26 protein-coding genes are annotated in these 23,498 nt (G+C 51.0%); 17 read left to right on the top strand and 9 right to left on the bottom strand.

All coding sequences use genetic code 11. The annotated features are described in order from the left end of the window. The first annotated feature begins 28 nt into the window (after positions 1–28). From M0L20_RS06285 to map, 4 genes are all read left to right on the top strand, one after another. Complete coding sequence (locus M0L20_RS06285; RefSeq protein ID WP_248476174.1) at positions 29–547, top strand: QcrA and Rieske domain-containing protein; 519 nt, start codon at positions 29–31, stop codon at positions 545–547. A 20-nt stretch (positions 548–567) separates the two neighbouring features. After that, positions 568–1,254 (top strand): hypothetical protein, encoded by a 687-nt coding sequence (locus tag M0L20_RS06280; protein WP_232560002.1) that lies wholly within the window; start codon positions 568–570, stop codon positions 1,252–1,254. Between the two features lie 35 nt (positions 1,255–1,289). Further along, complete coding sequence (locus tag M0L20_RS06275) at positions 1,290–1,847, top strand: YceI family protein (RefSeq protein WP_248476173.1); 558 nt, start codon at positions 1,290–1,292, stop codon at positions 1,845–1,847. 109 nt (positions 1,848–1,956) lie between these two features. Next, complete coding sequence (map, locus tag M0L20_RS06270) at positions 1,957–2,715, top strand: type I methionyl aminopeptidase (protein WP_248476172.1); 759 nt, start codon at positions 1,957–1,959, stop codon at positions 2,713–2,715. A gap of 45 nt (positions 2,716–2,760) precedes the next feature. Here the strand turns inward: map and M0L20_RS06265 are convergent, their stop codons facing one another. The 3 genes from M0L20_RS06265 to dnaN all read right to left on the bottom strand — a co-directional run bounded on the left by M0L20_RS06265 (position 2,761) and on the right by dnaN (position 6,493). After that, positions 2,761–3,612 carry an oxidoreductase gene (locus tag M0L20_RS06265; protein WP_248476171.1) on the bottom strand — a complete coding sequence of 284 codons (852 nt, stop codon included), beginning with the start codon at positions 3,610–3,612 and terminating at the stop codon, positions 2,761–2,763. Positions 3,613–4,050: 438 nt separating this feature from the next. Then, entirely contained in the window at positions 4,051–5,274 is a 1,224-nt protein-coding gene (locus M0L20_RS06260) for a TCR/Tet family MFS transporter (protein ID WP_248476170.1), read from the bottom strand. Between the two features lie 82 nt (positions 5,275–5,356). Further along, on the bottom strand, positions 5,357–6,493 hold the full coding sequence (gene dnaN / locus M0L20_RS06255) for a DNA polymerase III subunit beta (protein WP_232559997.1): 1,137 nt from the start codon (positions 6,491–6,493) through the stop codon (positions 5,357–5,359). A 233-nt stretch (positions 6,494–6,726) separates the two neighbouring features. Between dnaN and M0L20_RS06250 the strand changes: the two genes are divergently transcribed. The 3 genes from M0L20_RS06250 to M0L20_RS06240 all read left to right on the top strand — a co-directional run bounded on the left by M0L20_RS06250 (position 6,727) and on the right by M0L20_RS06240 (position 9,509). Continuing rightward, positions 6,727–7,239, top strand: coding sequence for a DUF2480 family protein (locus M0L20_RS06250; protein WP_232559996.1), 513 nt, complete (start codon positions 6,727–6,729; stop codon positions 7,237–7,239). Positions 7,240–7,421: 182 nt separating this feature from the next. Then, on the top strand, positions 7,422–8,555 hold the full coding sequence (locus M0L20_RS06245; protein WP_248476169.1) for a UDP-N-acetylglucosamine 4,6-dehydratase family protein: 1,134 nt from the start codon (positions 7,422–7,424) through the stop codon (positions 8,553–8,555). A gap of 57 nt (positions 8,556–8,612) precedes the next feature. Then, positions 8,613–9,509, top strand: a complete 897-nt coding sequence (locus M0L20_RS06240) for a LysR family transcriptional regulator (protein ID WP_248476168.1) — start codon at positions 8,613–8,615, stop codon at positions 9,507–9,509. Between the two features lie 44 nt (positions 9,510–9,553). Here M0L20_RS06240 and M0L20_RS06235 read toward each other — a convergent pair whose 3' ends face one another. Then, complete coding sequence (locus tag M0L20_RS06235) at positions 9,554–11,299, bottom strand: DUF6044 family protein (protein ID WP_248476167.1); 1,746 nt, start codon at positions 11,297–11,299, stop codon at positions 9,554–9,556. 138 nt (positions 11,300–11,437) lie between these two features. Between M0L20_RS06235 and M0L20_RS06230 the strand changes: the two genes are divergently transcribed. Together M0L20_RS06230 and M0L20_RS06225 are read left to right on the top strand one after the other, a co-directional pair. Then, positions 11,438–12,982: a M28 family peptidase gene (locus M0L20_RS06230; protein ID WP_232559992.1), complete on the top strand. Its 1,545-nt coding sequence runs from the start codon at positions 11,438–11,440 to the stop codon at positions 12,980–12,982. A 129-nt stretch (positions 12,983–13,111) separates the two neighbouring features. After that, positions 13,112–13,345 (top strand): DUF4834 family protein, encoded by a 234-nt coding sequence (locus M0L20_RS06225; RefSeq protein WP_232559991.1) that lies wholly within the window; start codon positions 13,112–13,114, stop codon positions 13,343–13,345. Here M0L20_RS06225 and M0L20_RS06220 read toward each other — a convergent pair whose 3' ends face one another. Together M0L20_RS06220 and purN are read right to left on the bottom strand one after the other, a co-directional pair. Continuing rightward, positions 13,346–13,726 carry a YbjQ family protein gene (locus M0L20_RS06220; RefSeq protein ID WP_248476166.1) on the bottom strand — a complete coding sequence of 127 codons (381 nt, stop codon included), beginning with the start codon at positions 13,724–13,726 and terminating at the stop codon, positions 13,346–13,348. A gap of 6 nt (positions 13,727–13,732) precedes the next feature. Continuing rightward, positions 13,733–14,308 carry a phosphoribosylglycinamide formyltransferase gene (gene purN / locus M0L20_RS06215; protein WP_248476165.1) on the bottom strand — a complete coding sequence of 192 codons (576 nt, stop codon included), beginning with the start codon at positions 14,306–14,308 and terminating at the stop codon, positions 13,733–13,735. A 141-nt stretch (positions 14,309–14,449) separates the two neighbouring features. Between purN and M0L20_RS06210 the strand changes: the two genes are divergently transcribed. The 4 genes from M0L20_RS06210 to M0L20_RS06195 are packed head-to-tail and all read left to right on the top strand — an operon-like array spanning position 14,450 to position 17,030. Then, entirely contained in the window at positions 14,450–15,076 is a 627-nt protein-coding gene (locus M0L20_RS06210; RefSeq protein ID WP_248476617.1) for an ATP-binding cassette domain-containing protein, read from the top strand. Between the two features lie 40 nt (positions 15,077–15,116). Then, entirely contained in the window at positions 15,117–15,821 is a 705-nt protein-coding gene (locus tag M0L20_RS06205; protein WP_248476164.1) for a peptidylprolyl isomerase, read from the top strand. Positions 15,822–15,855: 34 nt separating this feature from the next. Then, positions 15,856–16,767: an SDR family oxidoreductase gene (locus tag M0L20_RS06200; RefSeq protein WP_232559987.1), complete on the top strand. Its 912-nt coding sequence runs from the start codon at positions 15,856–15,858 to the stop codon at positions 16,765–16,767. Then, complete coding sequence (locus M0L20_RS06195; protein WP_435531816.1) at positions 16,764–17,030, top strand: DUF167 domain-containing protein; 267 nt, start codon at positions 16,764–16,766, stop codon at positions 17,028–17,030. Before M0L20_RS06200 ends, M0L20_RS06195 begins: the two co-directional genes overlap by 4 nt. 67 nt (positions 17,031–17,097) lie before the next feature. Here M0L20_RS06195 and M0L20_RS06190 read toward each other — a convergent pair whose 3' ends face one another. From M0L20_RS06190 to M0L20_RS06180, 3 genes are all read right to left on the bottom strand, one after another. After that, positions 17,098–17,898, bottom strand: coding sequence for a polyprenol monophosphomannose synthase (locus M0L20_RS06190; RefSeq protein WP_232559985.1), 801 nt, complete (start codon positions 17,896–17,898; stop codon positions 17,098–17,100). 81 nt (positions 17,899–17,979) lie between these two features. Next, positions 17,980–19,326, bottom strand: coding sequence for a protoporphyrinogen oxidase (gene hemG / locus M0L20_RS06185; protein ID WP_248476162.1), 1,347 nt, complete (start codon positions 19,324–19,326; stop codon positions 17,980–17,982). Continuing rightward, positions 19,323–19,703, bottom strand: a complete 381-nt coding sequence (locus M0L20_RS06180; RefSeq protein WP_248476161.1) for a DUF4296 domain-containing protein — start codon at positions 19,701–19,703, stop codon at positions 19,323–19,325. The genes hemG and M0L20_RS06180 overlap by 4 nt, the downstream gene beginning before the upstream one ends. Positions 19,704–19,787: 84 nt before the next feature. On the opposite strand from M0L20_RS06180, the gene M0L20_RS06175 reads away from it, so the two are divergent. From M0L20_RS06175 to rnhB, 4 genes are read left to right on the top strand one after another with little or no spacing between them, the layout of a single operon-like run. After that, positions 19,788–20,654 carry a DUF58 domain-containing protein gene (locus tag M0L20_RS06175; protein WP_248476160.1) on the top strand — a complete coding sequence of 289 codons (867 nt, stop codon included), beginning with the start codon at positions 19,788–19,790 and terminating at the stop codon, positions 20,652–20,654. Positions 20,655–20,671: 17 nt separating this feature from the next. Continuing rightward, positions 20,672–21,658: a hypothetical protein gene (locus tag M0L20_RS06170; protein ID WP_248476153.1), complete on the top strand. Its 987-nt coding sequence runs from the start codon at positions 20,672–20,674 to the stop codon at positions 21,656–21,658. Between the two features lies 1 nt (position 21,659). Next, a complete protein-coding gene (locus tag M0L20_RS06165) occupies positions 21,660–22,733 on the top strand; it encodes a VWA domain-containing protein (RefSeq protein ID WP_232559980.1) in 1,074 nt (357 codons plus the stop codon). Between the two features lie 23 nt (positions 22,734–22,756). After that, positions 22,757–23,332, top strand: a complete 576-nt coding sequence (gene rnhB / locus M0L20_RS06160; protein WP_232559979.1) for a ribonuclease HII — start codon at positions 22,757–22,759, stop codon at positions 23,330–23,332. Positions 23,333–23,498 lie beyond the last annotated feature (166 nt).

Below are 23,498 nucleotides of genomic sequence, written 5' to 3'. Positions count from 1 at the left end.
GTAGCTACATTAAACAAGTTATAATCAGATGAAAATGAATTCAGTAGACAAGCAAATGAATCGTGGTGAATTTTTGCGTGATCTCGGCATGAGCAGCGCGGCTCTGATGGCTTTTTACTGCATGGGCACCCTGACGGCCTGTTCGAGTAAAAGCGATGATCCGTCGCCATCCACTGGTGGTACGGGAACCACGCCTAGCTCGGGAATAACGGGCAATGCAAACACAGGTTCCGGTGCCATCAATTTCAAACTCGACCTGACCGACTCGAATTTTAGTAAGCTCAAAACAGCCGGTCAATACGTCATTGTAGGAAGTGTTATCGTGGCTAAAATAAAAAATGGCTCCGTGGTTGCGCTTTCGAAAGCCTGCACCCACCAGGGAACCGACGTACAATACCGCTCCGGCCAGGACGACATGTACTGCCCTAATCACGGCTCGGAATTTAGTACAACCGGTGCCGTAGAAGTAGGACCGGCGACTAGTCCACTAACTCAGTATAAAACGGCGCTGAGCACGGATGGGAACACCCTAACCGTGACGGCCTAACTACTTTTTCTTTTCTTCCGATGAAATACATTCTGTTACTAACACTTCTGTGGGCTGGAATCGGTTCCGTACGGGCGCAGGATTCAACGGCGGTCAAGACAAGTGCAGCGACCGATACCGTACCGGCAAAAAACAATGAGGCTGATGCCTTGCTGGCGGGTCTGACGGATTCGACGGAGTCACAACCCTTGCTGCCCCGAAAGATGATTTTTACGCAGCGCGCATTCTGGGGACCCAAAGGGCTGTTGCGGGTTATGAATGTGGCTCCGCTAACGGCTGAAGGACGCGCCCGTGAGTTGAAAATTCGTCGGACGATGCTGGTTACCCACCAGATAGGCGGATTTGTGACACTGGCCGGATTTATTGCGCAAGGCTTACTGGGTGCTAAGCTGTACAACGCGAGGGGGCAGGAGTACGTCGATACAAAGATCTGGCACCAGCGCTCGGCTACGTTTATCAACATTGCGTACGGCACGACACTGGCCCTATCGCTAACGTCTCCACCGCCGGTAGTTGGCGCTAAGCCCGGCTTTACGTCGATCAAGCTGCACAAATACCTGGCTATTGTTCACCTGACGGGTATGATTGCTACCAACGTACTGGCGCACATGATCGACCAGCACCCCGATCTGAAACCAGTTCACCGGGCGGTAGCCTATGGTACCTTCGGCGCTTACGCGGCTTCGGTTATATCACTTACTTTCTAACGTGATCCAGGTACTTATTTAATTCTTTTACGCGTATGAACTACCTTATTACACGTGGCTACGTGCTAGCTACCCTGCTGCTTTGTGCCTTTGTGAACCCAATGGCGAAGCGTAAACTGATCGCTGATAAAGCACTGTCGACAGTTACGTACGCGGCCAAGCATCCCCTGCACAAGTGGGAAGGGGTTAGCCACGATGTCAACTGTGCGGTAATCTACAATGACGAAACAAAGCAGCCCGAAAGTGTGGCCGTTTCGATGAAGGTGTCCTCGTTTGATAGTAACAACAACAACCGCGATTCGCACGCGATGGAAGTACTCGATGGACTGAAATACCCAAATGTTACGTTTACGAGTTCTGATATTTCGGTGGGCGAAAGCGGAGCACTGACGGCGAATGGAAAGCTGACCTTCCACGGAGTTACGAAGCCGGTTACGTTACGAACGATCCGACGGGATGCGAACGGTAAAATGACGCTTACGGGCGAATTTCCGGTAAACATGAGCGACTACAACATCGAGCGGCCATCCCTGATGGGCATGAAAACCGACGATGATATGGCACTTCGGTTCAACGTCGTGTTCAACCTATAGGCGTCGTGCGGTTGTTTGCCGTAATTCGTAGCGTAACGAACATTCTGGTAGGTTAGCTGGAAGCTTGTATATTTATGCAAAAGATTGGTCGCATAAATAATCAGGAATAATGTCCATAACCTCTTACGCTGAATTTATTGGGATAAAAAAAATAAGCGACGCTGTCGGAACAACGCTGCGGAAGATGCGGGAATATGCCCAGCCGGGTATGTCTACCAAAGAACTTGATGAATACGGTCGGTCTGTCCTCGAAGAGTGGGGTGCCAGATCAGCTCCTAAGCTGACGTACAATTTTCCGGGTTGGACCTGCATCAGCGTCAATCATGAAATCTGCCACGGGATTCCATCGGCTTCAACCATTCTCAAAGAAGGCGATCTGGTTAATATAGACGTGTCGGCGGAGCTTGACGGATTCTGGGCCGACAACGGTGGGTCGTTTGTGCTGGGAGCCGACGTTCACAATCACAAACCGCTGATCGATGCGTCAAAACGTATTCTGACTAAAGCGTTGGACAACATAAAAGGCGGGGTGAAGATTGCCGAGATCGGTCGTCTTATCGAAACCGAAGCCAGAAAATCCGGCTACCGGGTAATTCGGAACCTGGCTGGTCACGGTGTTGGCCGGAGTTTGCACGAGGAGCCAAAGGAAATCTTGTGCTGCTACGACCGCTCGGTTACGGGGCGCTTCAAAAAGAATTCGGTTGTCGCCATTGAAACGTTTATATCCACCAAAGCGACGTACGCCCAGGATAAAGGCGACGGGTGGACGCTGGTTGGTAAAGGTGGTGGTTTTGTGGCACAACACGAACATACCATTGTCGTGACGGATGGCAAGCCAATCATTCTTACGGAAGCGAATCTACTCTGATATAAGCAACGAGCTGACAGACGTATCTGTCAGCTCGTTTGCTGTTTAAGCCGTAAATCCGGTTGAGACCGTAAGCTCCTTCCATTGTTCCAGTTCCTGCTGGACGGCATTTAGTTTCGTACGCGCTAAATCGTACGCGTCCTGACCCAGGAACAAATGCAAGGGGGGATTAGGCTCGGTTGTTATGCGAATCATGGCCGCTGCGGCCTTTTCCGGGTCACCCGGCTGATTTCCGTTCATCTCCTGCTGGTGAAATTGCTGCGATTCCCGAACCTCTTTGTACGCATCGATCTGATTTTTGGGTAGACCCATTGAATCTGACGTTAGGAAGTTCGTTCTGAAATAACCCGGCTCGACAATCGTGACATGAACGCCAAACGCTTTGACTTCGGCGGCCAGCGATTCCGAGAAGCCTTCCACCGCGAATTTGGTTGCGCAGTAAATTCCCCAGCCAGGAAAGCTGCCAAAAAAACCACCAACCGACGAGATATTCAGAATATGACCGGCTCCTTGTTTTCTCAGCTGAGGCATTGCCTGCCGGATGACGTTGAGTGAGCCAAAAACATTAATATCGAAATTATTGCGCGATTCCTCGTCGGTCAATTCTTCCAGACTACCTGACAGGCCATAACCCGCGTTGTTAACGACGACATCCAGGCCACTCAGCGTTTGAATCGTTGCCTCAATCGCCCGCTGTACACTGCTCTCGTCGGTGAGATTGACCTGTAAGGGCAGAAAGGAAGACGTTGTCGTACCGACCGCATCCAGAAGTTCCTGCTGGTTACGAGATGTGGCGGCTACGGCATGACCCTGTTCCAACAGTTGTTTCACCAACACCAGGCCGAGACCTTTTGACGCGCCTGTCACAAACCATACTTTTTTTGTTGCTGTATCCATCGAATAAATTCGTTTATAATACGGGACAACACTTAGGCAACTAGCTGTTAATCAATGGTAACTAGTTAGGTATATTGTCCTGCGTTTGTACAGTACAAAAGTAGATCAGCGCGACAGCTTGATGCTTGCCCAAAACAAACGGATGATTGCAAAAATCAAACAATTGCATGTTGACAAGCGCTACTGTCCTGTCTGCGGTTGCCAACGTGCAAATATGAAGATGGTTTTGTAGAGGTAAATCGGTTTGTTTCGGCCATGTAGCCCGATTGCATGATTCAAGCGTTGGAAGTAAATGATTAACCGGTGAAAATTACGATAGATCGGTTTTGCGGTAGTGTCGGTTTCTTAAAACCAACGCGGTCCGGTTCTCAAACCGGACCGCACGACTTCAAACAGACTTTTGCTTAGCGTAATAAGGATTGCTATAGAAAACGCAAGTTAACTAACCGCAACCCGTGACCGATTCAGACCACGGCGGGCCAGAATAGCACTGATAAGAATCAACACGGAGCCTAGCAGGAATGGGGCTCCCGGAAGGTAAACAGGAGCATTGGCCGACGTGAAGTACGAAAACAGGTTCGTCATAATAAACGGGCCGAAAATCGACGTTGTGCTGGTTAGGCTCGTTAAAGCCCCCTGAAGCTCGCCCTGTTCATTATCAGGAACCTGATTAGAAATGATGCCTTGAACAGATGGCCCGGCAATACCGCCCATGGCATACACCGCCATGAAAGCAAACATCATCCAGCTTTGGTTGGCAAGGGCAAACAAGGCAAACCCAATAGCGCTGAACAGCATCCCCACGTACACAGAGCGCTGCTGGCCTAGCTTAGGAATGATAATTCGACTTAGCCCACCCTGTACGATCGCGAACGATACGCCAATCGCGGCCAGGGATAAGCCGACCGTTTTTTCATCCCACTTGAATTTTTCCATCGTGTAGAATGTCCAAGTACCTTGTACGGCAAATCCGGCGATGTAAATCAACACCAGCGATGCAACCAAACCCAGAATAACGGGATACTTTCCCAACCGCATCAGCGAGCTTATGGGATTAGCGCGTCGCCATTCGAACGGTCGGCGCTTTTCGGGAGCCAGCGATTCGGGAAGGATGAAAAAGCCGTACAAGAAATTAAGCAGGGTTAACCCGGCTGACACAAAAAAAGGTACGCGTGGACCAAACTGCCCCAGGAAACCACCGAGTGCCGGACCCAGGATGAAACCGACGCCAAAAGCTGCGCCAACTAATCCAAAATTCTGCGCTCGTTTTTCGGGTGGACTAATATCGGCAATGTAAGCCGTGGCCGTGGTAAAACTGGCTCCGGTAATACCCGCGACGATTCGCCCCAAAAACAACCAGCCAATAGTTGGGGCAAAGCCTTGCAGAATATAATCAAGACCGAAGCCAAAGAGCGAGAACAGCAGCACAGGCCGACGGCCAAAACGGTCGCTCAGTCCGCCGAGAACCGGAGAGAAAAGAAACTGCACCAGGGCGTAAGAGGATGTAAGTAATCCACCCCAATGGGCTGCCTGACTGATGTTGCCGTGAATAAGTTGCTCAATCAGTTTTGGAAAAACAGGGATGATAATACCCAGTCCCGTTACGTCGATGAGAAGCGTGATGAAGATAAAGACGAGGGCTGGCGCTGTGCGGTTTCTCATGAGCAAAAAAAATTGAGGAGTTCGTTAGCCGTTGTCCGGGTTAAATCGGATGCTGGCTGAACGAACTCCTCAATTTTGAAAACTAAGCGTATGTATTCAACATAACTGGCATTACCAGCATCAGGATGTCCTCGTTTTCTTCCCGATCAGCCGGAATAAGCAATCCAGCCCGGTTTGGTGCTGACAGCTCCAGCGAAATCATTTTAGCGCTGAGGTTGCTCAATACTTCGGCCATCAGTTTGGCGTTGAAGCCAATTTCCATCGAATCGCCGTCGTATTCGCACAGAAGCTTTTCGTTCGCTTCGTTCGAGTAATCCAGATCTTCGGCAGAGATCGTCAGCGAGTTGGCCTTGAGCGACAGCCGAATCTGGTGCGTTGTCCGGTTCGCGTAGATCATGATTCGCTTCAACGAATTCAACAGATCGGTCCGACCGATGGTCATCACGTTCGGATTATTCGTCGGGATCGCGTTTTCGTAATCCGGGAATCGCTCGTCGATCAACCGGCAGATCAGTTGCGTAGTCGGATGGCCATTGCCACCAAACGTAAACGATGCATTCGCCTGGCTGAATTCTGCCGTAACAGGAACGTTGTCGGGCAACGATGCTTTCAGCAGTTGCAGTGCTTTGCGGGGAACAATGGTCGAGGTGCTGGCCGACGCGCCCAGATCAGTCCGACGGTAGCGGATAAGCCGGTGTCCATCCGTAGCCACGAACGTTGCGTTGTCAGGACTGAGTTGCAGATAAACCCCCGTCATTGCCGGGCGAAGATCGTCGGTGCTGGTCGCGAAGACTGTGTTGTTGATCGCACCCAGCAGTACATCGGACGGAATTTCGACCGACATGTTTTTGCTGACCGTTGGTAGTTTCGGGAAGTCAATCGGGTTTTCGCCCGAAAGCTTATAGCGTCCATTGTCCGTCAGGATTTCGGTACCAAACGTCTCGGTATCGATATTAACCGTTACGGGCTGTTCCGGAAGGCTACGGAGCGTATCGAGCAGCAACTTAGCTGGAATCGCAATGGCTCCGTTCTCCGATGACTCAACCGGAATCTGCGTTGTCATGGTTGTTTGCAGGTCCGATGCCGTTATGGTCAGCGTGCCGTCTTCAATACGGAACAGGAAATTTTCGAGGATCGGCACAATCGGGTTGGTCGCCACGACGCCGTTAATATTCTGAAGGTTTTTTAGCAGTACGGACGAAGAAACGATAAATTTCATTGGCCAATCGTTTAAGACTGTTTGTAATTAGATATAAGAACAAAAGTACAAAAAATATAGACTCTGGGGCGGGTTTTTGTCAACGGTAAGTAAAGAACCTTTCCACGCAGAAGGGTTGTTGCAGAGAAAAAGAAACAAGGTCTGAAATATACTGTTGTCGGTGTTTCTGGCTTATACAGAACGACTGCAAGGACTCGTTTATCCTTGGCAAACAGGACTATAAATAAACCAAAATGGAGACTGAAATCATCAATCGCGTTGCCAACAGCGGTCTTGTCACGCTCGATCTGGAAGACTATTATCATCCCGGCGAACGGGTTGTCTATGACTTGAAAGATAACCTGTATATGGGACTGATTTTAAAGGAAAAAGACTTTCGTGCGTTCCTCAAAGAACACGACTGGACCCAGTACGCTGGAAAGAACGTGGCCGTCACCTGCACAGAAGACGCTATTGTGCCGACCTGGGCGTATATGCTGCTGACAATTCAGCTTCAGCCTTATGCGAATATGATCGTCTTTGGCTCGCTGACTGACTTGGAGGACAAGCTTTACTTCGATGCTATCGCCCGCATCAACCCGGCTGATTACGAAGGAGTGCGTGTTGTCGTGAAAGGATGCTCGAAAGTTCCGGTGCCGACGGCGGCTTACGTAGAGATAACGCGTGTGTTACGACCTGTGGCTCAGAGCCTGCTTTTTGGTGAGCCTTGTAGCACGGTTCCCCTGTACAAACGCCCGAAAGCCTAGCAGTACGTAGCGTTATCGTGAAAAGTAATCTTATCGCTTAAGTATATTTTGTTGTTGTAAAAAGTTACTTGTCTGCTTGTTTAGGGAAGTTATTTCTTTACATTTGTCTTTGATAGCCAACGGTTTTTTGGCGGTTATCAGGCTTGTTTGCCCACCGACTTTGTAACGATAAGATACCTACCATGAAGCAGTTTCTGCCTGCCCAGGCTGAATACTTACTAGGCCGACCGGTTATTCAGTTCGACGATACCATTGTCAATAAACAAGTTCTTGGGCAAGTCGTACTGATAACCGGCGCAGCAGGGTCAATTGGCAGCGAACTAGTACGGCAACTCCTGTGTCATAAGCCCCGGCAAATTGTGCTGCTCGATCAGGCTGAATCGGCTTTGTACGACTTATTGATCAGGCTCAGTAGCGAACCAGAGAGCGATGGCCTACTAACGGGTCATATTGCCGATATAACCGACGCGGTGCGGATGCGGCACGTGTTCGCCAGATACCAGCCCGATATTGTCTTTCATACGGCGGCTTACAAACACGTGCCCTTGATGGAAGAGCACCCTTACGAAGCTGTCAAGACAAACGTATTGGGTACCAAAGTCGTTGCGGATCTGGCTGTACACTTTTCGGTGCAAAAGTTTGTGCTGATCTCAACTGACAAGGCGGTCAATCCAACCAGTGTAATGGGCGCAACGAAGCGGCTCGCGGAGATGTACGTACAGAGCCTGAATGCTACCTCATCGACCCACTTCATCATTACCCGCTTCGGCAATGTACTTGATTCTGCCGGGTCGGTCGTTCCGCTGTTCAAGCGTCAGATTGAAGCAGGTGGGCCGGTAACGGTTACGCATCCCGACATAAGCCGGTACTTCATGACTATACCCGAAGCCTGCCAGCTAGTGCTCGAAGCGGTTGCCTTAGGCTACGGCGGAGAGGTGTTTGTCTTTGACATGGGCCAGCCCGTACGCATTGTCGATCTGGTCTGTCGGCTGGTTCAGTTGTCCGGTTACGAGGTTAATAAAGAGATTAAGCTGCGGTTTACAGGCTTAAGACCCGGTGAGAAACTGCATGAGGACTTGCTGAGTGCCGATGCGTGTTGTTTACCGACGGATCATCCCAAAATCAAAAAGGTTCGTTTGTTGCCGCCGGATACTTCGGTTCTGCAAGAGGCCGTTGTCCAGCTCAAACTAGCCCTTTCGGACGCCGACGACACGGCGCTGGTGCGCATTTTGAAGGAGTACATACCCGATTATGTAAGTAAAAATTCACCCTACGCCCATCTGAATGAATCGCTGAACAAGGTCAGCGCGGCCTGATTTTCCAGTATTGAATAAGTGGTAGGGTTGGGCAGTCATTCGTCCGTAACTTTGTTCATGCTTGATTTTCGATTAAACGTTTTTCACACCGTTGCCAAGCGGCTCAGTTTTACAAAAGCGGCTGCCGAACTGTATGTGACGCAGCCCGCCGTAACGAAGCACATTCAGGAACTCGAAAACCAGTTTGGTACCGCTCTTTTCGACCGCCGGGGCAATCAGATCAGTCTAACGGCGGCTGGTAGTTTGCTGCTTCGGCACGCCGAAACCATCGTCGCTACGTATCGCCAGCTGGAGTTCGATATGAACGCGCTGAAAGGACAGCCCGGTGGTACGCTTCGGTTGGGAGCTAGTACAACCGTTGCTCAATACGTTATTCCGCCCGTACTCGCCCGTTTCCACGAATATTCAGCTGATATTTCAATATCGCTATTGAGCGGTAATACCGAGCAGGTTGAACAGCAGTTGCTCAAGAGTGATATTGATTTGGGGCTGGTTGAAGGACGAACCCACCACAGCGATATTCGCTACACACCCTTTGTGAAAGACGAACTGGTGCTGGTTTGCCGGGCCGATCACCCCCTGGCCGACCGAGACGAGATTACGCTGGATGAGTTAAAGACGGTGCCTATACTGCTGCGCGAACGCGGTTCTGGCTCGCTGGAAGTTATCGAACACGCGCTCCGGGGGGTTGGCCTTCGCCTGACCGATCTGACCGTGGAAATGCAGTTAGGTAGTACCGAAAGCATTAAGTCTTACCTGGGCAGTTCGCGGTGCATGGCTTTTGTATCGATCTTCGCCGTACAGGACAAAGTACGAACCGGCATCCTGAAGGTGCTCGATGTACAAGGGCTTTCCATCCAGCGAGAGTTTTATTCAATTCAGCTGCAAGGCGTTACGGAAGGGCTGGCCGATACCTTCATGCGCTTCGCCCGGCAGCACTACAAGCGAAACTAATTTATTGGCGGTAGTAAGGCGCAGGACATGGTCTGGTCGATTGACTACAAAACCTGGTACAACCAAATCCGCCAGTAGCTTTCCGGCTCATCAAATACCCTAGCCAGCCGTAAATGGTTCGCGGCTGAATTTCGGATAGGCACAGCGGACACAACATAGGCTCCATCCAGTGCCTTGAGCGCATTCGTATTGATTTGAAGGTTCCGAACGGATTGGTTCTGCGTTTTTCCGAACAGGTAGTTCATGCCCAATTCGGCGGTATAAAGGTAAACGCGACAAGCGTAAGCGTCGTAGTACACGCGCATCTGGCGGGTTCCTTTGGCCAACTCGGTCGCGATAATTTTGCGAAACGCGTACTTGTAAGGCAATGGGTAGTTATTCTGATAGCTGTCCAGGGTGTAAAAACCGTTGAACTGGGCCACAGAAGGGTGCATCCCCAAACAAATGACCCGGTAGTCCGCTTGCGGCCGGTTGATGTACTGGCGGATCTGCGCAAATTGCTTTTCGGCGAAAAACGCCCGGAAGGATGGATACTGCGCTTCGGTGACAGAGCCCGTCAGTTTACCGACATTGATACACCACTCTTTGTTAGCAACGATCATTAATAAAAGCTGACCAACCAGAACAAAACGATTCCAGCGTCCGTTGGCCCCGAATTGTCGGAGAGCCAGCGCGAAAAGGCAAAACCAAAGCGTCGGCAGTAGAAAATAAAAACGGTCGAACTGAAACACGCGGAACTTCATACCGAGCGGGCTGTCGCCCAGCCAGACGACGAGGTAATGATAAAAGCCGTGGATCAGGCAGAAAATGCCCGCAACAATCGGTAAGCTTACCAGCCACCAGACCGTCCGGTAATTCCTTCGCCCGTAGGCACGCCAGACACCGACGCCTGCTACCGCCAGAATACCCACTGTCAGGAAAGCACCCGTATTAAACATCGGCCAGACGAACAGATCGGCACTTCGGCGCAGACTATCCAGAACACGCATGGAACGCAGTTGCGAATAATCAAACGCAACGCGTTCGGAGACGTAGGTTTGATGGATAAACGCGTAGATCAACTCCCATTCGCTGGCCAGATACGTTACAGAAAGCAACGCTAAACCAAAGATATACGGCCAGTTGATCGTCCGCTGGATGGCCATCCCTGCCAGACCGATGCCGCCCAGGACTACGCAGATGAACAGCCCCGCCCAGACAAAGAACGAATAAAAAGGAAACAGGAGAATAATAAGCCAGTCGGTCCAGCGGCTGGTGCGGGTCAGTAAGTTCAGGAAGGCGAACAGAAGCAGCGGTTGTCCACTGACGGATGCGCCATGTACGGTGTAGCACGGCACCAGCGCGAACAGAAAAGCGATGGCTACCCGCGTAAACGCCCAGTGCGGCTCTGGTAAACTATGTTTTCTGAGCAACAGGTACATACCCACGAAGCCAATGACGTGCACCGCTACAAAGTTGACAACCTGCGCGACATACGGTGGCAGAAGCCAGAACGACAGCACTTCCAGATTCAGACCCGTACGGAAGGCCGAACGAGGAATGCCGGTGAATGGGCCGCCACTCATCGCGTTGGGAATAAGCGTGTCCAGGTTGAAATCGAAAGCAGTACGGGTGATCTTGAGCAGGTACAGGTACAGAAAATCGCTGTCCAGATTGTCGTGGATCGTTATGTAAGCACCTTCGCCGAGCCAGACATACGGAAGTATATAAAACAGAAACAAGCCAGCCGCGCCAAGCAGGTAATTTTTTTCGGTAGATAAACGAACAGACGAAGGTGAACGGGAAAACATAGGGCGTTTCACAGGGCCAAATCTGCTTGATCGTTAACAGGAGCAGTTTGGAAAAACAAAATTACTGAAAATAGATGAGAGGGCCGGAATGCGTCAAGCCGTCGGCTTTTCGTAATTTTACCGGTAAACCCAATCATCATGCAAACATATTCTTTGGCAACTTTAGTGGCAGGGGTTCTGCTAACGTCTGCATCCGTACAGGCACAGACCCGACCCGCTAAACCAGCAACTGCGCGTACTAAGACATCATCAACCACAAACCTTCCCGAATTTTCAATGTCACGGGCGGAAATCGAGGCTCATACGCGATTTTTGGCTTCCGACGAACTGATGGGCCGTCGTACGGGCGAACCGGGCAATCAGGTGGCGGCTCGGTACATCGCTGAACAATTTAGAAAGCTTGGTTTGAAAACCCCTCCCGGCCAGACGGATTACCTTCAGCCAATTAGCTTCGAAAAAGTAAAGGCGGCTACGAGTGGTACGCTGACGTTAGGTAACGATTCGCTTCGGTTAGGCAAAGAATTGGCCGTTATGTCGGGTGGTCCAACCAATGTATCGGGTGAGGTTATCTACGTAGGGTACGGCCTGACCGATGGTGAAGACGGCTACAAAGGACGTGACGTGAAAGGACGTATTGTGGTTGTACAAGGCGGTTCGCCGGAAGCGAAGGGACCGGGCGAAATCTTCCGGGCGTCGGCAGAAAAGCGGAAACTGGCTTCCCAAAAAGGAGCCGCTGCCTTGATCGAACTGTACAGCGAGTCAATTCCGTGGGGATTTGTGAACCAGTATTTCAGCCGGGAGCAGATTTCAGTACCCATCGAGGGGAGCAACGGCGCAGCAATGGCCCATGTCTGGGTAAACAACGCCAACAATCAGTACAAGCAACTAAAAGAAGCCGGGCAAACCGTTACGCTACGTACCTCGGGTCGCCCACGGTCGGCTGCGCCATCAGCTAACGTAGCCGGTATTATCGAAGGAACCGATCCAAAGCTAAAGAATGAATATGTCATTCTGTCGGCCCATTTCGATCATGTCGGTGTGGGTAAGCAGGGGGGCAGTGCGTATCAACCCAGCGATAGTATCTTCAACGGAACACGGGACAATGCCTTCGGAACGGTTTCTGTTCTGGAAGCAGCCAAGGCACTCTCGCAGCAGCGGCCTAAGCGCTCCATCCTGGTGCTGGCGTTGACGGGTGAGGAAGTAGGTTTGCTGGGTAGCCGCTACTACGCCGAACATCCACTCGTCCCGCTCAAACAAACCGTTTTTGACCTGAATACCGACGGTGCTGGCTATAACGATACGACGATTGTTTCGGTAATTGGTCTGGAACGCACGGGCGCAAGAGCCGAAATTGAAACGGCGGCTAAAACGTTTGGACTAGGCGTCTTTGCCGAACCCGCTCCCGAACAGGGCCTTTTCGACCGGTCTGACAACGTTAGTTTTGCCGCCAAAGGGATTCCGTCACCAACCTTCTCGCCCGGTTTCAAAGCCTTCGACGAGGCCATTGGCAAGTACTACCATCAGGCTATCGACAACCCCGAATCGCTCGATTACGGCTACGTTCACAAGTTCTGTCAGGCCTTTGCGTACGCGGCTCGTCTGGTCGCCGATCGGCCAACGCGGCCCCAATGGTCGGCGGGCGATAAGTATGAAGCGGCTGGAAAAGCCTTGTATGGGCAATAGTATGGCTGGCTGACTGCTTTTATGCGGGCTGATCTTTTTTGGCCGATCAGCCCGCATAAATACCGTTCGACCCACCGGAAAACTAAACGACTCAACCCTACGTTATTTAATTAATAACAACACTCCGACATGCTGTTTAAATATCTTTTCATCATCACCCTTGTTATTCTGTTTGTGCCACCCGTGCGCCGATTCGTTTTTTATCTGCTCGTTGGTCGGCAATTAGTAAAAGAGCAGAAGCGTCAGAATGACGTTCGGGGTGGTCGCCGTGAAGGTGAAATTCGCGTCGATAGTCGTCCGAAGAAAGAGTCCGATTCGCGCTATAACAGCGGTGAGTACGTTGACTTTGAAGAGGTCAAGTAATTAATATTCTTTCTTGTATTTCACGGCCAGTCCACTCATGACGTAGCCGTTATCGGTTGTCGATGTGTAGTAGGTATATCGGACAGCCACCAACGCGTCTGCGCCTAGTTTTTTAGCCTGTATGGTCAGCCGTGACAGCAATAGTTCTTTCTGCTGTGCGTCGTTACCCCGGCTAAGCATTCGTCGGTTGACCAGCTGCCGCTGCGTCACCGGTACCTCTCCTTTCATTTCCAAATCCTGAATCGGATCGAACGGTCGTTCAGGGCGCTGGTTTTCGTAAAACACATCAACGGGGTAGTGATTTTTGTGTTGCAGATAAACCATCGGTTTGAAGCAGCCCGCTGTGGTTAGCAAGAGCGCCAATAGGAGAAGTTTTTTCATACGTCTTTACGAATCAAGTTTTGCCAGCACCTCAGCTACAACGCGAGGGTAATGAACATGTTCAAGAGCCTGTACTTTTTTGGCAACGTCCTCCGGCGTATCGGTCGGTAATACTGGGCAGCTTGCCTGAAAAATGATTTGTCCTTCGTCGTAGCGTTCGTTTACGTAGTGGATAGTAATCCCTGATTCGGTTTCGTTAGCCGCCACCACCGCTTCGTGTACAAAGTGGCCGTACATACCTTTCCCCCCAAATTTAGGCAGTAAAGCCGGGTGAATGTTGATGATCTTGTCGGGAAAAGCCTGGACCAGTTTACTCGGCATCAGCCACATAAAACCCGCCAATACAATCAGATCGATTGGCTGGTTAAGCAGAATCTCCGTGATCTGATCCGTTTCGTAGAATGTCTTGCGGTCGAATAGCAACACCGGAATGTGGAGTCGTCGCGCCCGGTCGATAACCCCTGCTTTGTGGTTGTTGGAGACGATAAGCGAAATGGTTACGTCGGCATTATCGGCAAAGTAGGTAGCAATCTGTTCCGCGTTGGAGCCGGAGCCGGAAGCAAAGAGGGCAATACGTTTCAAAGTCAGTAGTGATTAGGCGTCGGTCTTTAGTCGGTTGTCGCCTTATAGACAAATTAGTAACGACGAATGACGATTGACCCGTGGCTGAAATGGTCAAAATTACAACTTTTACCTATTTTTGTGAGTACTCGCCCGAATCCGATGCTGGCAACGAATCAACTTACGTTTGAATATAGCCCTGCGAAACAGTTCGCATTTCCCGATGTTCACTGCGCTAACCGCGAAGCCCTGCTGATTTTAGGACAGTCCGGAACGGGAAAAACAACCTTCCTGCACCTGCTGGCACTGCTGCTTCGTCCCAAAAGCGGCTCGGTTGTTATCGATCAGACGGACCTGACCAAACTCGGTGCCGCTGAAACCGCGGCCTTTCGGGCCAAACACGTCGGTATTATTTATCAGAAACCGCACTTCGTCAGCTCTTTATCGGTGCTGGATAACCTGGTTTTAGCGAATTATCTGGCGGATAAACCGCAGAACAGAAGCCGCGCCCGCGAATTGGCTGGTCAGCTCGGTTTTGCGGATCATCTAAACAAAAAAACGCACCAGATGAGCCAGGGCGAGCAGCAGCGCGTGAGCATTGCGCGGGCCGTGATGAACCAACCTGACATTATTCTGGCCGACGAACCAACGTCCAGTCTTGACGATGAAAACACCGCTCGCGTGGTCAAGCTTTTGCGCGAACAGTCGGAGCAGATTGGGGCTAGCCTGATTGTTGTTACCCACGATCAACGCTTGAAAGATGTATTCCAGAATCGGGTAGCGCTCTGACGAATTTATCCGTAGTATTTCATCCCATCCATTCACCGTAATGCGTAAACTTCTCTTTGTTTTCCTGCTGATGCCGTTGCTGGTAGTCGGGCAGAACCGCAAGAAAAAAGATTACCTTGTGTCGCTCAATACCCGGTTTGGTACCATGCGATTGGTGCTGTACGACCAGACGCCCAAGCACAAAGAAAATTTCATCAAGCTCGTCAATCAGAAATTTTACGACAGCCTGTTGTTTCACCGCATCATTCCGATGTTCATGATTCAGGGGGGCGACCCGAACTCCCGCAAAGCCAAGCCTGGCGACCCTTTGGGAAGTGGTGATGTTGGTTATAAAGTTCCGGCTGAATTTGTACCCGCCCTGTTTCACAAGAAAGGTGCCTTAGCTGCGGCCCGTGACAATAATCCCGAAAAAGCGTCGAGCGGTTGTCAGTTCTACATCGTGCAGGGGCGCGTGTGGAGCGAAGACGAGTTGCAGAAACAGGTTGCGCGGATTCAGACCATGAAGGGGCACGTTCCCACCGATGAACAGAAGCAAGTATACAAAACCTTGGGGGGCTCTCCACACCTCGATGGCAACTACACGGTGTTTGGGGAAGTCGTTGATGGATTGGCCATCGTCGATAGCATCGCCAAGCAGCCTCGCAACGAAATGGATCGTCCGGATGCAGACGTGCGCATGAGCATGACCGGAACGTGGGTCAAAAAGAAAAAGATCAAGAAGCAGTACAACTATCAATATCAATAGAAACGTCAGATCGCTTATTTCTGCGTGAATGCCTATGAAAAAACGGATTCTCCTCACCGGTGCCAATGGTCTGCTGGGGCAAAAGCTGGTTGGATTGCTGGTTAAGCAACCGGATGTTGAATTAATCGCAACGGCACGGGGTGCCAATCGACTGCCCTTTTCCGACGGCTATACCTACCGTTCGATGGACATTACGGATCGTCAGCAAGTGCTTGATGTGATCGGTGATGTGCAGCCGGACGCAGTTATCCACGGAGCCGCCATGACCGATGTGGATAAGTGTGAGGTTCAGAAGGATGACTGCTGGGCGCAGAATGTTCATGCTACCGAATACATCGTTGACGCGTGTAAGGCTGCGGACGCTTTCCTGCTTCATGTATCCACCGACTTTATTTTCGACGGCGCTGATGGTCCTTATGACGAAACCGCCGAAGGAAATCCAATCAGTTTTTACGGATGGAGTAAATATGCTGCCGAAAAAGTGGTGATTCATTCCGGCTTGCACTGGGCCATTGCCCGGACGGTTCTTGTCTACGGCATAGCGCATGACATGAGCCGGAGCAACATCATCTTATGGGTGAAGAAATCGCTCGAAGACGGTAAAAATATCAAAGTCGTTACCGACCAGTGGCGTAGCCCAACGTTGGCCGAAGACCTGGCGATGGGCTGTTATCTGATAGCCGACAAGGAAGCAGAAGGTATCTTCAACATTTCGGGTAAAGAGGTACTGACGCCGTATGACATGGCAATCAAAACCGCCGATTATTTTGGCCTGGACAAATCACTGATCGCGCAGGCCGACGCATCGACGTTTACGCAGGTTGCTCGTCGTCCACCACGCACAGGATTTATTCTCGATAAATCGCACACCGTGCTTGGCTACGATCCACATTCGTTCGAAGAAGGCATAGCGGTTCTGGCGGCTCAACTAAACCAGCCCGCGTGACGCTGCACGTGAAAGCAAAACCCGGCAGTAAAGTAGATCAGCTGTTCTACGATGCGGCTGGGACGCTGAATGTCAAAATCAAAGCGCCGGCTCAGGATGGTAAAGCGAATGCATACTTAATCGAGTTTCTAGCCAAGCAGTTAGGTATTTCTAAATCCAAAGTGGCTATTGTCTCCGGATTTACAAACCCGCGCAAACGACTTGAGATCGACGTAACGGAAGAGGAGTTTGTGCAATTCCGCGCGCAAATTCTCAACGAGTAAGACCAGTAAAACAAAGAAGCCCAACGATCGTCAATTCGTTGGGCTTCTTTGTTTCTATCAAATGACATTAAACGGCATCGACTGGCTCGGCCATCGTGGATGCCGGTTGTTTGCGCGGTATATAGTGCCGGAAGAAGCTACTAATTTTCATTTGCAGGACCCCAAAAACGGCTTCTTTAAAGATCTTGGTAGACATCTTGGAAACCCCTTTCGTGCGGTCGGTGAAGATAATCGGTACTTCGGCAATTCGGAAACCGTACTTCCAGCAGGTAAACTTCATTTCGATCTGGAAGGCGTAACCCACGAACTTAATCGGATTATGCAGAATCACTTCCAGTACGTTATGCCGATAACAGACAAAGCCAGCCGTAGGGTCCATGATCGACATACCGGTGATAAACCGAACGTAAACCCCGGCAAAATACGACATCAGCACCCGACCGATTGGCCAGTTTACAACATTTACCCCCCGGATATAGCGGGAGCCAACGGCAACATCGGCCCGGTTCGGCCCTTCATCGGCGCAGGCGTGGTAAAGTTTGATCAGATCGTCGGGGTTGTGCGAGAAGTCGGCGTCCATCTCGAACAAATACTGGTATCCTCGTGATAGCGCCCACTTGAAACCGTCGATGTAAGCGGTGCCTAGTCCTAATTTTCCTCGCCGTTCGAGCAGATGCAAACGGGCGGGAGAGCCACTATCGGCAAACTCTTCTTGTAGGTAACGGACCCGTTGCGCGGTACCATCGGGTGAACCATCGTCTACGATCAGCATGTCGAACGGCTCCGGCAGCGAGAATACTTTTCGGACAATAGCCTCAATGTTCTCAATTTCATTATAAGTGGGAATAACTACCAGGCGTTCTTTCACGACGTACGAAGTGGGTTTGTAAGCGACCAATACTACTACTGATACAACAGCAGTACCGGTGATTTTTGTACAAAATAACTATTAAAATTTGTTAATCGCAGATGGTTGGCTTAACTCCTTGGCGAGTTGGCGCGCTCTAGTAATGCGGTCGGACAACGAAACGCCTTTGTACCAGTTTGCGCATACCAGCAGATCGTCTTTTTCAACGGCTTCGACCTGTTGTTTGACGGTAACGATTTGGGCGTTATACTGCGGAATGGCTCGTTTCCAGCGGGTTAGTTTTCGGAAAACCGGTTTGGTTGCTGTAATGCCAAAACTGCTGACTAACTCCTGATGAACGTTCTCGAACAGAACATCATCGGCTAACTGGGCTTTCTGTGCTCCGGCCTGACCACCTACCATGGTCGTAATCAGGACTTCGTCGTCGGGGCAGCGGCCTTCAAAAATCGAACTGCTCCAGATATGACCAGCCGCAAAACGATCCTCGACCTTTGGATTCAGGCCACCAAAACCATTGAGCAGATGCCGAACATCAGCGCGTTTATAAACGGAATGAACGGCAGTCATTGGTGGGTATTGAACGGCGTGAAGCGCATCGGCAAACGCAGGATAATCAGCGGCTACCAATCGGGCGGCTGCGTCAGTTCCAACGGCCAGAATCAGTTTGTCAACCGGTTTAGTACCACTTTGGGCTTCGATTTGCCAGCCATCGCTGGTTCGGCTAATGCGCTTAACCGGATCGCTCAACGAGAGGTTGGTCAGCCGGGCGGCCAGCGCATCGGTCAGCATCTGCATACCCTCCCGAAAGCTAAACGACTGCCGACGACCGGCGGACGATTGATTTTTTATCAGCCCCCGAAGTACCGAGCCATACTCGTTTTCGTAGTCGAGTAGAACGGGAAATGTCTCGGAGACAAGCAGCTGATCGGGATCGCCCGCGTAAATTCCGGCTACGAACGGTGCCAATGCGTAATCGACAATCTCGTTCGAGAAACGGCGTCGAAAAAATTGTCCCAGCGTTTCCCCTTCGGGTGATTTGGTTTTGTTATTCCGTTCGCGAAAAATTGCCAGCTTGGTTTTCCAGCTAAAGAAAGTACCAAACAATAACGAGGGCGGACCCGATGGAAGCTGTCGGTACTGCCCATCGCGAAAGATAAAACGAGCTTTACTAACGGGTTTGCTGAAAGTGAGGGCGGGCGTAAGACCCAACTTGTCGAGCCAGAGCAGCAGATCGGCGTCACCAAGCAGCGAATTAGGTCCTAGTTCGCGCAGGTAGTGTTGTCCGTCGGGGCCCGTAGCCCGTTCTGATCCGATGTAGCCACCGGTTCGATCACTGGCCTCCCAAAGATGATAATCAACCCCACGTTCCTGTAGCTCGTAAGCCAGCGTGAGTCCCGAAATGCCCGCTCCGATAATGCCAATAGTCATGAACGGGCTGGTTTTTGGGGCTCAGTTTTCTTTTTCAGGTTGTCAACGACCTGCTGGTATATCGTTTCCATCGCTCGTGGGTGCGCTGCGTAATACGCGTAACTTTTCGAATAGGCCGCTGTATCGACCTTGAACTTTCGGAAAATCTGTTTTTCCAAATGGTGATAAGCCACATTAGACGAGTCTGTCGATCGCAGGCCCATACGCCCGACCCGCGCTTCGAGTATGTGTACTTCGGTCAGAATGGCTACCATACGCTCCTCCGGAATCAAATTGTCCGGGCGTTTGTCTTCTGGCGGCTGGCAACCTTGCAGGAGGCTCAGGTAAAGCATCGCTAGCCCCATCCAGATGGTTTGTTTCATCAGATGCCAACGCATAGTTTTTAAGCGTTAATTTTGTAAGCTAATCCGGTCAGGCAAAGTTCGGGATTGGCTGTTAAAATAACATAACGCCTATTGGGTATGGACGAGTTCTTGGCCCGGCTGCGTAATTTCGATATTCAGATTCGAAAAGCGGTCAATTCACAGATGCGGGGTAGCTTTCGCTCGGTTTTTAAAGGGTCCGGGCTGGAATTTAGTGATTTGCGCATTTACCAATACGGTGACGATGTGCGGGCTATTGACTGGAACGTGTCGTCGAAAGGACATGGTACGTTCGTAAAGGTATTCCGCGAAGAGAAAGATCAAACCGTTTTTTTTGTCGTTGACGTGAGTGCGTCGCAGCAGGTTGGTCCGCAGCACCGGGCGAAGCTGGATGCAACAAAAGAAGTATGCGGGGTACTGGCGATGTCGGCTATTCGCGAAGCCAGCCACGTAGGCTTGTATTGTTTTTCGGATCAGAAAGAGCGGTACATCAAACCATCCAACAGCATGAAAACGGGTTATCAGCTGATCATGAGTCTGTTTAAGCTGCAACCCGAATCGGCCCGGACAAACCTGGCGGATGCGCTTTTGTTTACGCTGAACTGTCTGAAACGCCGGAGTGTCGTGATTCTGCTGTCGGATTTTATCGATCAGGGGTATGAGCATAATCTCAAGGCTCTGGCACGAAAACACGATTTGGTTGTTATTCACTTTTACGATCAGCGCGAAGTAAATCTGCCCCGCCTTGGCATCATTCCGGTGCACGATACGGAAAGCGGTCGGACGGTGTGGCTCAATACGTCGTCGGCTTCGTTTCGGCACCGGTTGCGGGAAACCTTCCAGCAGAATCAGGCTCGGCTGGAGCGGCTTTGCAAGCAGTTCAACGCCAATTACCTGGCGCTCGATTCGCAGGAAGATTTTGTGCCGAAGCTTATTGAGTTGTTTCGGGTAAGAAGATATCAGTGATTTTGACAGGTCGATTAGTGACTCATACGCTTCAATTGATTAGTAGCTTATGCCTGTTTGCCGTTTCGGTTTGGGCGCAACCACCCGCGAAACGAACACTGAACGGGCAATTTCTCGACGATAGTATTGAAATCGGTCGGCCCTTTCGGTATGCCGTCACCTACCGCCATGTACCAACGGCTGAAGTTCTTTTTCCGGATACAGCGGTTCATTTTCTGCCTTTCCGCGTCAAGGAAATAAGCGTTTTTCCCACGCAGACAACCGGCCAGGGCCCATTGGCGGTTAGTCGGGATAGCGCCGTGTATACACTGGTTTCGTTCGAGACGGATTCCGCTCAGTTATTGCAGGTTCCTATTCGGCTGGTCAATGCCAACGATTGTACCAGCCTGATGACGCAGATTGACACGGTATTCTTACGATCAAAGCTGACGTTACCCCGTTCAGGTACGGCACCTACGCAGAGTCTGACACTGGCCTCGGAAACGCAACTAGCTCGCTTACAGCAACAGTTTAACTATCCGGTTCTGGTTGAAGCACTGCTGGTAGCGGGCGCTTTGTTAACACTTATTAATTTGCTGTTTGGTCGATCGATCCGTCACCAGTGGCAGATTTATCAGCTTTACCAGCAACACAAACGGTTTCTACAAGAATACAATCGGTTGAGTCAACTGTTGAGCGCCGATACAGCACCGGACATGGCTAATCAGGCGATTGTGATCTGGAAAACGTACCTGGAAAGCCTTGAAAAACAGCCTTATGCTTCCCTGACCACCCCCGAAATCGCCGAGCGAACGGGTGATGAACGCGTAGCTGACGCTTTGCGGGAAGCCGACCGGATGATTTACGGCGGAACATTTTCGGCTCAGTCGCAGGACGCCTTGCAGGTACTGCTTAAAGTGGCTGTCCAGGCGTATCATCGGCAACGGAATGTACTGCAAGCTCCGGCGGAGCCACCGGTACCAGTCGTCATGTCCGACGAAGCTAACCCGTCAACCCGTTCGTAATATGGAGCCTTGGTATTCGCTACATTGGTTCGACCGGGCGCTTTGGGAACAGTTTCGTTTCGCCAATCCGCTCGCCCTTTACCTCATCCCAACGATTGGGTTTCTGTTTGCGCTGCGCTACTACTTGCAGCATGATTCGCAACAGCGGTTAAATATGTCGTTGGGAACAGGGCGGGGCAGTCAGAGCGACCGGATTCAGGAAGATCCCGTTCTGGTAAATCAACGATTGGTAAGCCTGTTACGGTTTCTATTGCCGGGAAGCCTGTTCATTGCCATGACACTCTTACTGGTGGCCCTGGCCCGGCCCCAGCTTGTACAAACGCATCGCGAAGAGCAGTCGGAGGGAATCGATATCATGCTGGCTATGGACGTGTCGTCGTCCATGACCGAGGCCGACCTGCCACCCACGCGCCTGGCTGCGGCTAAACGAGTAGCGCAGACGTTCATCAACGGTCGTAAGAATGACCGGATTGGCCTCGTAATTTTTGCAGGTGAAGCGTTTTCGCTTTGCCCACTGACTACGGATTACGCGTTGCTGAAGCAGTATTTAAGCGAGCTGAACGAGCAGATGATTCCCGCGTCGGGTACGGCCATTGGCGATGCGCTGGCGCGCTGTATCAACCGGATGCGGGAACCCATGAATGCTACCCAGGATTCAACGGAGTCGGGGAAAAAGCGTAGTAAAGTAATTATTCTGCTCAGCGACGGCGACAACACCGCTGGTAATCTGGACCCGGTCACGGCAGCCCGTCTGGCCAAGGCGTTCAACATCCGGATCTATACCATTGCGGTAGGCCGGGCCATCCGTTCGAGTGCGTCCGCTTCAACCGTAGATGAGGGTATCCTGAAAACGATTGCCGGAATCGGTAATGGCAGTTTCTTCCGGGCTGCTGACGCCGGTAGGCTCCGAGCCGTTTTTACGCAGATTGACCAACTAGAAAAAGCGCCCGTTCGGACGTTGGTGTACGAAGATGTGCAGGATCAGTATCGCGTGTATTTGTACTGGGCAATTTCTTTCTTACTCTTCGCGCTGTTTCTGAAAAATACCATTGTTGGAAATGTATTACAAGATTAACCGGATACCTGCTATTATTTGCCATGCTTAAATCTTATTACAACGCAGAGGTCATCGAAGCGGGCTTAGATGAAGTAGGCCGGGGGTGTTTGGCCGGACCGGTGGTCGCTGCTGCGGTTATCTTACCCAAACACTATACGCATCCCATTCTCAATGATTCGAAGCAACTGACTCGTATTCAACGCGAGATGCTGCGAATAGATATAAAACGGGACGCTTTGGCGTGGGCCGTTGCGGAGGTGTCGCACGAAGATATTGACCGGATCAATATCTCGAAGGCGAGTTTTCTGGCCATGCACCGTGCTGTTGATTCGCTCGCCGTCCGGCCAGAACATTTGTTGGTTGACGGAAACCGGTTTGTGCCGTACCCCATGATTCCACACACTTGTATTGTGAAAGGTGACGCGCATTTTCTGTCCATCGCAGCCGCTTCAATACTAGCCAAGACGTACCGTGATGAATTGATGGAGCAGTTGGGGCAGGAGTTTCCCGATTACGGCTGGGCCAGAAATGTTGGTTACCCAACCCCCATTCATCGGGAAGCCATTCGGAAGTTTGGACCGACAAAATACCACCGGATGAGTTTTCGGTTAATCTAACACCACCCCGTCGCTTACCCGCGAAGTACCCATTAGCCTGTTTCGCCCCTCGACCAGCATTGTTTAATTGGTAGCGAAGTTGATGATGGGCGTAAACCAACTGCCCGTCCCGGCAGTTACCCTTTGCAGAATTAAAGAATCTGTCTTATCATCTTCTTTGTGTAAA

This window comes from Spirosoma liriopis (assembly GCF_023196085.1).
GTDB classification, from domain to species: Bacteria; Bacteroidota; Bacteroidia; order Cytophagales; family Spirosomataceae; genus Spirosoma; species Spirosoma oryzicola.
Note: the sequence above shows the minus strand (reverse complement) of the source record. Positions and strands in the feature narration are given on the sequence as shown.

Bases quoted from the DNA above. Each gene is read 5' to 3' on its own strand.
- M0L20_RS06285 (WP_248476174.1), top strand. From the start codon at position 29: ATGAAAATGAATTCAGTAGACAAGCAAATGAATCGTGGTGAATTTTTG.
- M0L20_RS06280 (WP_232560002.1), top strand. From the start codon at position 568: ATGAAATACATTCTGTTACTAACACTTCTGTGGGCTGGAATCGGTTCC.
- M0L20_RS06275 (WP_248476173.1), top strand. From the start codon at position 1,290: ATGAACTACCTTATTACACGTGGCTACGTGCTAGCTACCCTGCTGCTT.
- map (WP_248476172.1), top strand. From the start codon at position 1,957: ATGTCCATAACCTCTTACGCTGAATTTATTGGGATAAAAAAAATAAGC.
- M0L20_RS06265 (WP_248476171.1), bottom strand. From the start codon at position 3,612: ATGGATACAGCAACAAAAAAAGTATGGTTTGTGACAGGCGCGTCAAAA.
- M0L20_RS06260 (WP_248476170.1), bottom strand. From the start codon at position 5,274: ATGAGAAACCGCACAGCGCCAGCCCTCGTCTTTATCTTCATCACGCTT.
- dnaN (WP_232559997.1), bottom strand. From the start codon at position 6,493: ATGAAATTTATCGTTTCTTCGTCCGTACTGCTAAAAAACCTTCAGAAT.
- M0L20_RS06250 (WP_232559996.1), top strand. From the start codon at position 6,727: ATGGAGACTGAAATCATCAATCGCGTTGCCAACAGCGGTCTTGTCACG.
- M0L20_RS06245 (WP_248476169.1), top strand. From the start codon at position 7,422: ATGAAGCAGTTTCTGCCTGCCCAGGCTGAATACTTACTAGGCCGACCG.
- M0L20_RS06240 (WP_248476168.1), top strand. From the start codon at position 8,613: ATGCTTGATTTTCGATTAAACGTTTTTCACACCGTTGCCAAGCGGCTC.
- M0L20_RS06235 (WP_248476167.1), bottom strand. From the start codon at position 11,299: ATGTTTTCCCGTTCACCTTCGTCTGTTCGTTTATCTACCGAAAAAAAT.
- M0L20_RS06230 (WP_232559992.1), top strand. From the start codon at position 11,438: ATGCAAACATATTCTTTGGCAACTTTAGTGGCAGGGGTTCTGCTAACG.
- M0L20_RS06225 (WP_232559991.1), top strand. From the start codon at position 13,112: ATGCTGTTTAAATATCTTTTCATCATCACCCTTGTTATTCTGTTTGTG.
- M0L20_RS06220 (WP_248476166.1), bottom strand. From the start codon at position 13,726: ATGAAAAAACTTCTCCTATTGGCGCTCTTGCTAACCACAGCGGGCTGC.
- M0L20_RS06210 (WP_248476617.1), top strand. From the start codon at position 14,450: ATGCTGGCAACGAATCAACTTACGTTTGAATATAGCCCTGCGAAACAG.
- M0L20_RS06205 (WP_248476164.1), top strand. From the start codon at position 15,117: ATGCGTAAACTTCTCTTTGTTTTCCTGCTGATGCCGTTGCTGGTAGTC.
- M0L20_RS06200 (WP_232559987.1), top strand. From the start codon at position 15,856: ATGAAAAAACGGATTCTCCTCACCGGTGCCAATGGTCTGCTGGGGCAA.
- hemG (WP_248476162.1), bottom strand. From the start codon at position 19,326: ATGACTATTGGCATTATCGGAGCGGGCATTTCGGGACTCACGCTGGCT.
- M0L20_RS06180 (WP_248476161.1), bottom strand. From the start codon at position 19,703: ATGCGTTGGCATCTGATGAAACAAACCATCTGGATGGGGCTAGCGATG.
- M0L20_RS06175 (WP_248476160.1), top strand. From the start codon at position 19,788: ATGGACGAGTTCTTGGCCCGGCTGCGTAATTTCGATATTCAGATTCGA.
- M0L20_RS06165 (WP_232559980.1), top strand. From the start codon at position 21,660: ATGGAGCCTTGGTATTCGCTACATTGGTTCGACCGGGCGCTTTGGGAA.
- rnhB (WP_232559979.1), top strand. From the start codon at position 22,757: ATGCTTAAATCTTATTACAACGCAGAGGTCATCGAAGCGGGCTTAGAT.